Source organism: Selenomonas sp. FC4001, from assembly GCF_000701565.1.
Classification (GTDB): domain Bacteria; phylum Bacillota; class Negativicutes; order Selenomonadales; family Selenomonadaceae; genus Selenomonas_A; species Selenomonas_A ruminantium_B.
The window spans coordinates 47,954-60,640 of record NZ_KL370794.1 but is presented as its reverse complement, the minus strand read 5'-3'; the positions used below and the strand labels follow the sequence as shown (position 1 = coordinate 60,640).

The window sequence follows — 12,687 nt, the reverse complement described above, 5'->3', positions numbered from 1 at the left end:
TCAGGCTAATACACCTGCTAAATACTCTTCCAGATTGGTCTTAATGGGCATCAGATACACATTGGCATCCTTCTTGTCCGCCATTTCCATGACCTGACGGGAGAAATCCACACTCCACTCCAAGGTCGGCGCAAAGTGCTTCGGGAAAATGACGTTGTTCTTGCGCTCCCAATAGCTCTGCGAAGCCGCCGTAACCACCGGCGATACGCCCCAGTACACATCAAGGCCATCGAGCATATCCATGTAGATGGAAAGCAGCCGCATGTCGAAGAACGGCTGCGTGAAGAAACCTGCGGCCCCGGCCTGCACCTTGCGGCGGGTACGGTAAAGCTCATGGCGCATGGAACTTCTGTACTGGTCAATGCCCGCATAGACCTTCACTTCCGGCATTTCCTCGCGGAACTTGCGGATGACGTCCGTGGATTCCGTCGGATAAACCTCATGGGTCATGCGCTGCGGCGGGTCGCCCTGCACCACCAGCACTTCCTTGATGCCCTTTTCCCGCAGATAATCCTTCATGGGCAGTTCCTTGTCCAAGTCGATATCCATGGCGCGGATATGAGGCATGGACATGGCAAAATACTCCTGGGCAATTGCCGAACCTTCCCAGCTGCGGGTGTCAAACCGCAGTAAATCGGGGATATTGATGACATCAATCTTGCCCTCATACTGCTTCAAAAGCTGTAACTCGCCGCGCAAAGTCTCCTCGTCACGGGGAATCAGCTCCACGGATACTCGTTTCATAGGCTGCCTCCAGACTATCTGTTAATTTGTAAAGCATAAGCTGCATGAATACTATTGTAATGTCTTTTTTATGAAATTGCAAGGGCAAAGAAAAAGCCCTCCCCTTTCCCGGGAGGGCTCTGTTACTGCCATTAAGAACGCATAAAGAGATTCACCATAAAGGCAATGCTTACCAGCCACATGATGGGGCTGACTTCCTTGGCCTTGCCGGACAGGGATTTCATGAAAGCATAGCTGATGAAACCGAAGGCAAAACCGTTAGCGATGGAAGAAGTCATGGGCATCATGATGATGGTCAGGAAGGCGGGCAGGCCGTCGGTGAAGTCGGCGAAGTTTACCTTGCCCACTTCAGACATCATCAGCGCACCAACGAGGATAAGCGGCGGAGCCGTTGCGTAACCCGGCACCAGACCAATCAGCGGGGCAAACAGCAGCGATACCAAAAACAGCACAGCTACCGTTACAGCCGTCAGGCCCGTCTTACCGCCAGCAGCGATACCAGCGGCACTTTCAATGTAGGAAGTTACCGTGGAAGTACCGAATACTGCGGAGAAAATCGTACCCACAGCATCGGTGTTCAGCGCGCGGTCGAGGTTTTCAATCTCGCCATTTTCTTTCACGAGCTTGGCTTTGGCGGTCAGGCCAATCAGCGTACCCATGTTATCGAAGAGTTCCACTACCGTAAAGGTGAAGATAATGGACAGGATACCGTAGTTCCAAGCCCCCATGATGTCGAGCTTGCCGAAGGTTTCCCCCATATGGGGCAGGCTGGTGCTGACTACATCAGCAAAACTTGCCGGTACCGGGGAGTAGCCCAGCACCATAGAAAGAACCGTGGTGGCAATGATACCGATAAGAATGGAGCCCTGCACATCACGGGCCATCAATACGCCGGTGAGTACGAGGCCGAACAGAGACATGGCCGTTTCCGGCTTCGTTACACTGCCCAGCGTGATGAACGTGGCCGGGTCACTGACGATGAGTCCCGTGCCCTTAAGACCGATAAAGGCGATAAACAGGCCGATACCCACGCCGATAGCCACGCGCAGATTCTGCGGCACAGCGTTGATGATGGCCTGACGCACATGGCTGATGGTCAGGATTAAAAACAGCAAACCAGAGAAGAAAACGGCGCCCAGAGCAACCGTCCAATGCAGGCCTAAAACGCCGCAGACATAATAAGCAAAAAACGCATTTAAGCCCATGCCCGGTGCCAAGGCTACCGGATAGTTGGCGAATACGCCCATCATAAGTGTGGACAGCGCTGCAATCCAAATGGTGGAAGCAATGGCCGCTTCCTTGGGCACACCGGCATCGGCCAGAATGTTCGGATTGACGAACATGATGTAGGCCAAGGCGATAAAGGTGGTGAAACCAGCGATGACTTCCGTGCGTACCGTGGTTCCCTTTTCCGAGAGCTTAAAGAAGCGCTCCAGGAAAGACTGACTTGCTTGTGCTTGCATAAAAAATAATAGCCTCCTCTTTCTCCACAGGTCAAACAAAAACTCTGCACCAGTCAAGAAAAAAGAAGCCAAAAACTCCCTGCTTCTTCTTGTAGACTGTGACAGTTTACGGCTGCCTGTAGAAACGCCCGCACCCTATCAGCGGGCTTATACAAGAAATTAACGGTACTAGCATAGCAAAGTTCAGGACATATGTCAATTTGTTAGAAAATTGGCAACCATAGAAAGTTGCCAGCAAAAAATCGCTTCACATCCAGATTCTGCTACCTGCGAGCAGGATTTTATGTTACAATGATATAATAAAGTAATAGCTGTAAGTACGTAAGCCTGACTTGGAGGAGCTTATGCATAATTTGAGGGTATTCGTCATTGACAACTCCATAATGTTTCAGAATACCTTATTGCAGGAGCTGACCAAAAGGCTGCCCGCCGGAAGTCTGGTGGAACGTGCCGGCCAGCCTGCTGAGGCACTGAGCAAACTGGCTGTTTTCAAACCCACCATCATTGTGCTGAACTTTGCCTTATCTTCCTTATTGGTAAAACAGGAAAAGTTTCTGCCTCTGCTGATTAAAACCTTTCCCGCGGCCCCCGTTGTGACTTATGGAATCTTGGAAAGCGGCCAAAGGGCAGCCCAATTTCTGGGAGCTGTCCAGTACCTAAAAAAACCTTCCACGGGCCAGCCCATGGAGCCCTTCTTTGAGCAGCTGGTCAGTGCCCTGCTGGTTTCTCAAGGGAAAGCAGACCGTTCCAATAACCGGCCGTCTGACATAGGCAGCGGTGCTGTAGTGACCAAGGAAATCTGGCAGGCCTCCAAGCCTGCACAGCCGCCAGCACCACCGAAACCAATGCCCTGCCCCATTACCAGCAGCATAACACCACCTCCCAACGCGGCGCAGATTGACCTCATTGCCATCGGCGCCTCTACTGGCGGAACAGAAGCCTTATCGTCAATTCTCACCCAGCTGCAGCCGCCTCTGCCGGGCATCGTCATCGTTCAGCACATTCCACCCATGTTCTCCCGCCTCTTTGCCGAGCGTCTGAACACGGAATGTGAACTCTCCGTAAAGGAAGCGGTCAGCGGGGATGTGGTACTGCCCAATCATGTCTACATTGCGCCAGGAGCCAAGCATATGACCATCTCCCGCATGGGCACCCGCTATATGCTCGAATGCAAGCCTGGGCCGCCGGTACACAGCGTCTGCCCATCGGTAGATGTGCTCTTCGACAGCGTGGCAGATGTGGCAGGGAACCATGCCATGGGCATCATCCTTACCGGCATCGGCAAAGACGGTGCTGCCGGCCTGCTCAAAATGCGCCAGCTGGGTTCGCCCACCATCGGACAGGATGCCGCCAGTTCCGTTGTCTACGGCATGCCAAAATCCGCTTTTGAACTGGGCGCCGTACAGCAGCAGCTGCCCCTTGCCAGCATCCCGCAGGCCATTTATAAACTCGTCCGTTGACTTGTCAAAAATCAATAAAACGTACACTAAAGGCGGTGACCGCATGGTCACCGCCTTCCTTTATTGTGCCTATGAATTTCTTAAAGCCGGAACTTGCCGACAGCCTCCTGCATCTTGTTCGCCAGATTAGCCAACGCCTGTGAAGCGGCTGCAATCTCTTCGTTCGATGCAGACTGTTCTTCTGTTGCCGAGGAAATGGTCTGCATGCTGTCGGAAGTCTTGTTGCTCACGCTGTCAATGGCATCCACTGCCGTCACAATCTGCTCGGCACCAGTGGAAACCTGCGATACTGCACCATTGATTTCTTCCATCTGCACATTGATGGAATCCACCTTACTCATAATGTCTTCGAACTGCTCGCCTACATCCCGGATGGCCTTGGTTCCCAAAGTCACTTCTTCGGTACCGCTCTGCATGGATTCCACAGCCCGAGCCGTTTCATTCTGAATGGAAGCAATGCGTTCTTTAATCTGTTCTGCCGACTCCTGCGATTCAGCCGCCAACTTGCGGACTTCTTCTGCTACTACTGCAAAGCCGCGCCCCTGCTCACCGGCACGGGCTGCTTCAATGGCTGCATTGAGGGAGAGGAGGTTCGTCTGCTGAGCAATGGAGGAAATAGCCTCCACAATCTGGCCAATCTGCTGCGAGCTTTCGCCCAGCGTCCTGACAACTTCCGAGGAAGAAAGTACACTCTGCTCGATAGCGCCCATCTTCTTGATGGCTTCTTCCATCAAATCGGCGCCCTTCTTGGCAGCTTCTGCCGTCTGGTTGGAAGCGGTCGTTACATGCTTAGCCTTGGCGGACATTTCCGCAATATCATGATAAACGCCATCCACGCTTTCCTTGGCACTGCCGATATCACTGAGCTGCTGGGCCACATTGCCCACAACATCCCCAACCGTTTCGGCTACATGCACGGATGCATCCGCCGACTGCTGGGCATTGGCCGTAAGTTCTTCAGAAGATGCAGCCACCTGTTCAGAAGTCGTGGCCATCTGCCGGATAAGGTTACGCAGATTGTCACTCATGGTATTAAAGGCCTGCGTCAAAGAGCCGATTTCATCGCGGGAAGTAACCTCCAGATTCTTCTGGGACAGATTGCCATTGGCCAGTTCCCGGGCATTAGCTTCCAGCGCCACAATCGGATTGGTAATGCGGCCCGCAAAGGCAAAGCAAACCACCAGTACCAACGCCAAACCTACCAAGGTCAACACGGCATAGACAATCTTCAAGCTGCTGACAGCGGCAAATACATAATCATAGGGGACGCTCATGGCAAAGAGCCAGCCCGTGCTAGGTACCACGGTATAGCCACAAATCATTTTGCCATCCCGAGGACTGTCAAAGACAAATACACCCTTGCCAGCTTTCAGCATTTCTTCAAAATGACTGCCAATTCCTGGCAAATCCTGGAACTTGGAGCCAATAGCCTCATCTGTACCAATTCCCAGAATCATACCCGTCTTATCCGCAACAGCTGCCATACCGGCTTCGCCATGGTATTTCAGCTTATCCACTTGCGCATCCACTACAGCCAGGTCAATATCCGTACAGATGGCTCCTGCAAACTGGCCGTTAGCCTTGAAAGGCGCCACCGCTGAAACCACCAGTTTCCCCGTATTCTTGTCTACATAGGGATCGGTAAAGACCATCTTGCCAGCCTTCTTCGCATCGTTATACCAAGGACGAGTACGCGGATCAAGCGTCCCTGTGCTCTTGTTCTGTGTACGGTAGGAAGCAAAATAGCCATCCTCCATGCCCACATTGAGGTCGAGGATTTCTTTATCCGAAGCACCGATAGCCAAAGAAGCAATGCTCTTGGTTCGGGTTTCGTCCCCATTGAACTCCGTCAGCAAATCTGCCGCATACTGGGCGGATGTCCCTTTTGCCTGCAGCCAGCCATCCATCTGGGAAGCTGCATCTCCCATGGTAGCGGTTAATTCCTGCTCCACAGCCTTCTCCAGATTGCTATCCGCTGTGTAAAAGCCAATAATGGAAACCACCGCCAATAACACACCGATAATTCCGGCTAGTACCGCGAATTTTTGTTTAATCCCCATACATGACCATCCTCTCTTCCTTATATTGGATTTTCTCAAATCACAATTTCCCGTGCCTTAATACTTCTACGCTCAATTCGCAAATCCTTTCAAAGACTAAAAATTTTCTAAAAATAAGCGATGCAGAACGCACAAAAATAAAAAAAACTGTGAGCAAAACGATTGCTCATTTTGCTCACAGCCCTGTAAATGCTCAGTTCCCGGACTCAATCAGCCCGTAATTTCCATCGGTGCGCTTGTAGACCACCTGCACATCTTCCGTCTGGGAGTTGCGGAAGACGAAGAAGTTGTGGTTCAGGAGATTCATCTGCATGATGGCTTCCTGTACGTCCATGGGTTTTACCACGAAGCGTTTGGTCTTCACTACCTGATATTCCTCATCATCTGCCGGCCCTTCAACAGGAGGCGTCTTGAGGGCTTCGGCCTTGAAGCCACCGCCACGGAAACGGCGAGCCAGTTTCGTTTTCTGTTTATGAATCTGGCGCTCCAGTTTTTCCACCACTAAGTCAATTGACGTGTACATATCCATCGTGGCCTCTTCGCCGCGAAGCAAAATGCCATTCTGTACGGGCACCGTAACCTCGACGATGTGACGCCCCTTCGATACGGTTAAGAGAACCGAAATATCACCAACGTTTTCGAAATACTTGGTGACTTTGCCTACGCGTTTTTCCACATACTCGCGCAGGGAAGGAGTGATCTCGATGTTCTTGCCTCTTACAGTGAATGTTGCCATATGACACATCCCCTTTCTTATACTGCCACAGGACGTTGCCTGCGGATTAACTAGCAACAACTTATTTGGTTTTATATACAGTATTCGCCGCTTGTATGCAAAACCCTTCTTTTATTGTAAAGAAAATATAAAAAAGCCCTCCCGTTTGGGAAGGCTTAATTCGCTATAAAATTAATTATGCCGTTTTGCTGACATTGGAAGCCTGCGGACCGCGGGCACCTTCCACGATGTCAAATTCAACTTCCTGACCTTCGTTCAGAGTCTTGAAGCCTTCGTCATTGATAGCGGAAAAATGTACGAATACATCGTCCCCATCCTCGCGGGCAATGAAGCCATAACCTTTTTCAGCGCTGAACCATTTAACTTTACCAACCATTGAGATTCCTCCTGTTGCTTAAAACCTGTCGCCTACAATTCTTTGACGACCCAATAACAATTATAATTGTTAGTTATTGAATTGTCAATCTTTTCTTATATGTGTATACAGTTTTACCCTTTTACACTTTTACAACACTTTGGAGAGGAAGCTCTTGGTACGTTCCTGCTGAGGATGTGCAAAGAGTTCTTCCGGTGTACCCTGTTCTAAGATGCCGCCACCGTCAATGAAGAGAACCCGGTCGGCCACTTCCCGGGCAAAGCCCATTTCGTGCGTCACAATGGCCATGGTCATGCCTTCCTTAGCCAGGGAGCGCATAACATCCAGAACTTCGCCGACCATTTCCGGGTCAAGAGCTGAAGTCGGCTCATCAAAGAGCATGACCTTGGGCTCCATAGCCAGCGCACGGGCAATGGCCACACGCTGCTGCTGACCGCCGGAAAGCTGACTGGGATAATTATTGGCTTTATCTGCCAAGCCAACCCGTGCCAATAGTTCCTCGGCTTTCTTCTTCGCCTCAGCCTGGCTGATTTTTTTGACCTTCATGGGCGCCAGCATAATATTTTCCAGTGCCGTCATATGCGGGAACAGATTAAAGCGCTGGAACACCATGCCGACTTCTTCCCGTACTTTATTGATATTGGTTTCCCCGTCGAGCGGTGTGCCGTCCACCGTCACCTTGCCGCTGGTGGGCTCTTCCAGATAGTTCATGCAGCGCAGCAAGGTGCTCTTGCCGGAACCGGACGGGCCGATAAGCGCCACGACTTCCTTCGGTTTGATATGGAGATTGACACCTTTGAGGACTTCCACCTTGCCAAAGGCCTTATGTAAATTTTCAATGACGATCATCTTTTGCAAACCTCCACTCCAAGAATGCCACAAAGCGGGAAATAGTCAGCGTCATAATCAGGTAAATGATGGCTACGCAAGTCCAGATTTCCACCGACGCATAGGTCTTGGCAATGATGAGCTGGCCGCGGCGGGTCAGTTCCTCAAAGCCGATAACCGATACCAGCGAAGAATCTTTGAGGAGGGCGATAAATTCATTGCCCAGCTGAGGAATAACCCGCTTAAAGGCCTGCGGCACAACAATGTAACGCATGGTCTGCACCCAGGTCATACCCAGCGAACGTCCCGCTTCCATCTGCCCCTTGTCAATGGACTGAATCCCCGAACGGAAAATCTCCGCCACATAGGCGCCAGAGTTCAAACCACAGGCGCTGATGGCTGCCACATAGGGGTCACTTCTCTGTCCTGTCATCAAGGGCAGAGCGAAGTATACGAGGAAAATCTGTACGAGCAGCGGCGTCCCGCGGAAGAAATCCACATACACCGCCGCAATCCAGCGGAAAATCCGGATACGGCCAATGCGGGCAATGCCCATAAAGAGGCCGATAATAATACCCACGGCCACAGACAGTGCCGTTATCTTGATGGTTATCCCCGCTCCCAACAGGAGCAAGGGAAAGGACTGTACAACCAAGTCAAAATTAAAATCCATATCTTTCACCCTACTTATATTTATTCATAAATCATGTATAATTATAGAGCAATATTTTAAGAGTGTCAACCTGTAAAATAGCCTTCCCGAAAGGGAAGGCTATGGGAAAAACTATTATTTTTTCTCGCCGAACCATTTTGCGAAAATCTTGTCGTATTCGCCGTTTTCTTTGAGCTTCTTGAACGCAGCGTTAATTTCCTTCTGCAGTTCTGCATTGTCCTTATTGATGGCAATGCCGTAATCTTCAGCCGTCAGTTTTTCGTCCAGCACCTTGACGCCCTGTGCAGCATTCTTGGTGATGAAGTAATCATTTACCGGACGGTCATTTACGACGGCATCCACGCCTTTGGCCTTGAGTTCCATGAAGCAGTCAGCCGGGGTGTTGAGTTCCGTAACCGTCACACCTTCGAGCTTCTTAACTTCTGCAGCACTGGTGGTACCAATCTGTACAGCTACCTTCTTACCCTTGAGGTCAGCAAACTTCTTGATGGCTTCTTCGTCCTGACGAACCACCATGGTCAGACCGGACTGATAATACGGGTCAGAGAACAGGACATTTGCCTTGCGTTCATCGTTGATGGTCATACCGGAGATAGCCACATCGATGCTCTTGCCCTGCAGCGCCGGAATCAGGCCATCAAAGCCCAAATTCTGGATTTCCACTTCACGGCCCATTTCCTTGCCGATGGCACGGATGAGGTCCATATCAAAGCCCTGATATTCCTTCTGGGTTTCATCCTGGAATTCAAACGGCGGGAAGTCGATGGAAGAACCAACCTTCAGAACCTTGGCCTGCTTATCAGCGGCAGGAGCACCGCTATTGCCGCAGCCCGCCATAGCAAAGACAGCAAATGCACCTGCTGCCAGGAGGGATAACACTTTTTTCATCTTCATAGAAAAACCCCACTCTCAAATTAATTTTTTACAATGTAACAAAAATGGAGTTTGAGCGTTTCGCTCAAACTCCACTCGTCACGCACAATGTAAGTATAACACACTACAGAAAAACTGCAAGTGTTAATGATTACATTGCTTCGCCTCTTTTTTTGTTAAAGCAGTCACGGCAGTATACCGGACGATCGTTCTTCGGTTCGAACGGAACTTCCGTTTCCTTGCCGCATTCAGCGCAAACTACCTTGAACATCTGACGGGCTTCACCGCCATCACGGCTACGACGACGTTTGTCACGGCAATCGCGGCAACGTGCCGGTTCGTTTTCAAACCCCTTCTCAGCGTAGAATTCCTGCTCACCAGCGGTGAACGTAAATTCCTTCCCACATTCTTTGCATACCAGTGTTTTGTCTTCAAAAGCCATACGATAATCCCCTTACCTAAAAAGAAATAATATTTAGATGTCCCTGTATCCCTGAGTCCCCTAGTTTTTCCGTAGATTACGCCGAGAAAAAGAACGTCCATGCCTATTATTATATATTGTTTAGTTCAAAAATGCAAGTGTTTTTTATATTGTGCAAAAATTTTGCCATATCGCACAATATCCACTTTCAAGCTCGCGCATATAATTTTTGACATCCATCAGCGGAGATTTCAAGAGATTTGCCCTGAGTCCCGAGTGATATGCACCGATAAGTTCCGGACTGTTGCCCAGCTGCACGGCTCGGCGCACATAATTGATGTCATTTTCTACCACGAGCTCTTTGACCCCGGCATTCACCAGAATGGATGCGCCAAAACGAGAACCATGGCGGCGCCCGCGGATGCTCACGACCGGCACGCCCATGAACAGAGCTTCGCAGGTGGTCAGTCCACCATTGTAGGGCATGGTATCCAGAGCGATATCAATATCCCGGTACTGTTCCATATAGTCAGGGCTGTAAGGCCGCATTTCCACCCGGGCCAAATCAAAACTCAACCGCTTCAATCTGTCCCGCAGGATAGCCCGGCCGGAATCAATGCTGCAAATCTTGCCCTTCAGCACCAGCTTGGAGCTATGCACCTGGTCCAGAATTCCCCGCCATAAGAGTAAGGTTTCATCCGTGACCTTCGCTAAATTATTAAACGAACCAAAGGTCACGAAACCATTTTTGAGGCAGGGCGCTTCTGTGCCCGCTGGCGGAATCTCCCGCACCGCACCCGGCACATAGCAAAGATGGGAATGCGGCAGGCGCAGGATTTTTTCCGTAAAGCCCTGAGCTGCCTGTTCACCGGCAGGCAGACAGACCTCATCCGACAGGAAGTAATCAATGGTGGAAAGCCCCGTGGTATTCATATAGCCGATACCTGCCACCTGCACCGGTGCAGGGCGCAAGGCCATAATGGGCAGGCAGTTGTTGTTGCTGTGACCGGATAAATCCACCAGAATATCAATCTGGTCTTCGGCAATGAGCCGCGCCGCCGTCCTGGGGCTGCGTCCGCGCAAATCCCGCCAGGTCACCGGCGAAGCCATCAGCCGCTTCGTTACCTCATCCCGTTGTCCCGTGGAATAAGCATAGACACTGAACCGACTGCCATCGAAATTCTTGAGCAGCGGCGCTACAAAATTAGCCACCGCATGCTGACGGAAATCCGGCGAAAGATAACCGATACGGAGTTTCTTGCCGGGAAGTTTCTGCGCATTATCATGAAGATAGGGCGTGACATTCAGCATGGGGCCGTATTTTTCTGCCAGTTCCTTGCCCTCCAATGCGCCCAGTTCCCGATAATTGCGCATGAAGAGGAACTTGCTGTAAGATGAGGCCTTCTCTTCATCAGAAGCCCCATTTTTGCTATGGGCCAGCATCAAGGCCGCCGCTTTATCCGGCTCAGCAGCCAAATAATAAGCATCCGCTAGCCAGGCTCGGGCTTTTTGTAAAAGGTAAATGACGATTTTGTAATAGGGTTCATCAGGAGTCAGCGCCCAGAGTTTCCGTTCCAGTTCATTGACCAGTTTATTCAGTTCCGGAATTTCCTCGTCGAGACGGAATTCCACGGCAGCAAGACCTGCTGCCACCAAACGCCCCCGCAGATGCTGGGGCTTCTTGCGCAGGATTTCATCCAAGAGCGCATGGGCTTCCTCGTGGTCGCCGGTATAAAGGGCCGCTTCAGCCATTACCGCTGCCCCGTCCATGCTCTCCGCATCAATATTCCAAAGTTCCCGTGCGCAGGCCCGCATGCCCTTCGGGTCACCATCACTCGCAAACTTATCGGCCAGATTCAGCCAATTTAACGTTTCATGCTCCATAAACAGACTAACTCCCAAAAATTTATCGAAAATCCCTAAAAACCGTCGCTTCTACTTATTCTACGTCACTGCCCGCTTATCCTTTATTTGACCGCAAAAGCTCCATCAGCACATTGCGGGCCTCTGTGTAATGATTGAGCCGGGAGGCCAGCCAGCAGGCGGTCTCCTTTATCGTCCTGCGGATATCAGCTTGTCCATCCCGCAAAACAAGCACGAGCAAAAACTGCCACATTTCCCATTGTACCACAAAATAAAGGCCGTTATAAGCAAAGGTTCCCAAAACAGCACAGGGGTAAAGCTCCTTGAACCACTCATTGACCAGATAATTTTCCAGCATCAGGCCATAGGGCTGCCAGACTTTTTCCGCCAAAAGTTTTTGGGCTTCCGCTGCTGTCATAAAACCAGCCTGTTCCCACGCTGCAATTCCAGCCAGATATGCTGCCGTCTCCTCCGTATGGTCCTCAATCCCTGCCACAAAAAAACGGAAAAAACGCGCCTGCTGTGCCGGTGCCCATGATTCCCAGATAACACCATCCGTATCCTGTCCCCAAGGCAAACTTGCATCAGCCGCAGCCAGCTCCATCAACAGCTTGTGCAAACGCTGCGGCAGGGAAAGATTACGGCTCAGCAGGATTTCAATTCCCCGTGCCTGCCAATCAAAAAAGCGCAGCTGCTCCAAAACCTCTGTATCACCTGCGGGCTGAAAGTAGTTGCCGCGGGTGGACTTTATCTGCCGCTGTATAAGCGATACAGGTTCCTCATTCTGCAAAATCAAATCTGCCGCCACAGGGCAGGTCACGCAAAGTGCCCGCTCAACAATGTTGTTAGGAAATAGGCGCGTCTTGCGAGGATATTCTGCGCAGACATCCGTCAGCATCTCCGCCCCGTATTTTTTCTGCAAACCACAAAGGCCGTCATCCCGCAGAAAGACGCAGTGATTATCCTCATGGCGGAGGCCATAGCCATCGGCTTCTTCCAGATAGACCAGCCCTGCTCTTATCCGCTCTCCTTCCGTTCCTTTGACGGAACGATAGCGGGCCAAAGCCGCCTCATCCAAAAGCTGCTGCCAGCCATAACAGCAAATAGAGCCACCGCACTTGCTGCCATCACAAAAAAATTTTTCTACATAACCAGGTTCAATACAAGTATATTCTGCCGCGTTCATCATG

General features: G+C 50.9%; 12 protein-coding genes and 1 riboswitch. Of the genes, 1 reads left to right on the top strand and 11 read right to left on the bottom strand.

What is annotated here, in order from left to right:
- Together T320_RS13230 and T320_RS13225 are read right to left on the bottom strand one after the other, a co-directional pair.
- A complete protein-coding gene (locus T320_RS13230; protein WP_037356835.1) occupies positions 1 to 744 on the bottom strand; it encodes a methylenetetrahydrofolate reductase in 744 nt (247 codons plus the stop codon).
- Positions 745 to 875: 131 nt separating this feature from the next.
- Positions 876 to 2,207 carry an NCS2 family permease gene (locus T320_RS13225; RefSeq protein WP_026760074.1) on the bottom strand — a complete coding sequence of 444 codons (1,332 nt, stop codon included), beginning with the start codon at positions 2,205 to 2,207 and terminating at the stop codon, positions 876 to 878.
- A gap of 72 nt (positions 2,208 to 2,279) precedes the next feature.
- Positions 2,280 to 2,382: riboswitch (purine riboswitch) on the bottom strand.
- 208 nt (positions 2,383 to 2,590) lie between these two features.
- Between T320_RS13225 and T320_RS14310 the strand changes: the two genes are divergently transcribed.
- The gene (locus T320_RS14310) at positions 2,591 to 3,667 is read left to right on the top strand and encodes a CheB methylesterase domain-containing protein (RefSeq protein WP_197019440.1); all 1,077 of its coding nucleotides are present in this window, start codon (positions 2,591 to 2,593) and stop codon (positions 3,665 to 3,667) included.
- Positions 3,668 to 3,747: 80 nt separating this feature from the next.
- Here the strand turns inward: T320_RS14310 and T320_RS13215 are convergent, their stop codons facing one another.
- The 9 genes from T320_RS13215 to fliB form a co-directional block, all read right to left on the bottom strand.
- A complete protein-coding gene (locus tag T320_RS13215) occupies positions 3,748 to 5,727 on the bottom strand; it encodes a methyl-accepting chemotaxis protein (RefSeq protein ID WP_037356829.1) in 1,980 nt (659 codons plus the stop codon).
- Between the two features lie 193 nt (positions 5,728 to 5,920).
- Complete coding sequence (gene hpf, locus T320_RS13210) at positions 5,921 to 6,463, bottom strand: ribosome hibernation-promoting factor, HPF/YfiA family (RefSeq protein WP_026760072.1); 543 nt, start codon at positions 6,461 to 6,463, stop codon at positions 5,921 to 5,923.
- A gap of 175 nt (positions 6,464 to 6,638) precedes the next feature.
- On the bottom strand, positions 6,639 to 6,839 hold the full coding sequence (locus T320_RS13205) for a cold shock domain-containing protein (protein WP_026760071.1): 201 nt from the start codon (positions 6,837 to 6,839) through the stop codon (positions 6,639 to 6,641).
- 129 nt (positions 6,840 to 6,968) lie between these two features.
- Complete coding sequence (locus T320_RS13200; protein WP_026760070.1) at positions 6,969 to 7,688, bottom strand: amino acid ABC transporter ATP-binding protein; 720 nt, start codon at positions 7,686 to 7,688, stop codon at positions 6,969 to 6,971.
- Positions 7,675 to 8,340 (bottom strand): amino acid ABC transporter permease, encoded by a 666-nt coding sequence (locus T320_RS13195; protein ID WP_026760069.1) that lies wholly within the window; start codon positions 8,338 to 8,340, stop codon positions 7,675 to 7,677. The genes T320_RS13200 and T320_RS13195 overlap by 14 nt, the downstream gene beginning before the upstream one ends.
- 114 nt (positions 8,341 to 8,454) lie before the next feature.
- The gene (locus T320_RS13190; protein ID WP_037356825.1) at positions 8,455 to 9,234 is read right to left on the bottom strand and encodes a basic amino acid ABC transporter substrate-binding protein; all 780 of its coding nucleotides are present in this window, start codon (positions 9,232 to 9,234) and stop codon (positions 8,455 to 8,457) included.
- Positions 9,235 to 9,364: 130 nt separating this feature from the next.
- Entirely contained in the window at positions 9,365 to 9,655 is a 291-nt protein-coding gene (locus T320_RS13185; RefSeq protein WP_026760067.1) for a zinc-ribbon domain containing protein, read from the bottom strand.
- A 144-nt stretch (positions 9,656 to 9,799) separates the two neighbouring features.
- Positions 9,800 to 11,518 (bottom strand): O-linked N-acetylglucosamine transferase, SPINDLY family protein, encoded by a 1,719-nt coding sequence (locus T320_RS13180; protein ID WP_037356821.1) that lies wholly within the window; start codon positions 11,516 to 11,518, stop codon positions 9,800 to 9,802.
- A gap of 76 nt (positions 11,519 to 11,594) precedes the next feature.
- The gene (gene fliB, locus T320_RS13175) at positions 11,595 to 12,686 is read right to left on the bottom strand and encodes a flagellin lysine-N-methylase (RefSeq protein ID WP_037356819.1); all 1,092 of its coding nucleotides are present in this window, start codon (positions 12,684 to 12,686) and stop codon (positions 11,595 to 11,597) included.
- Position 12,687: the final 1 nt, after the last annotated feature.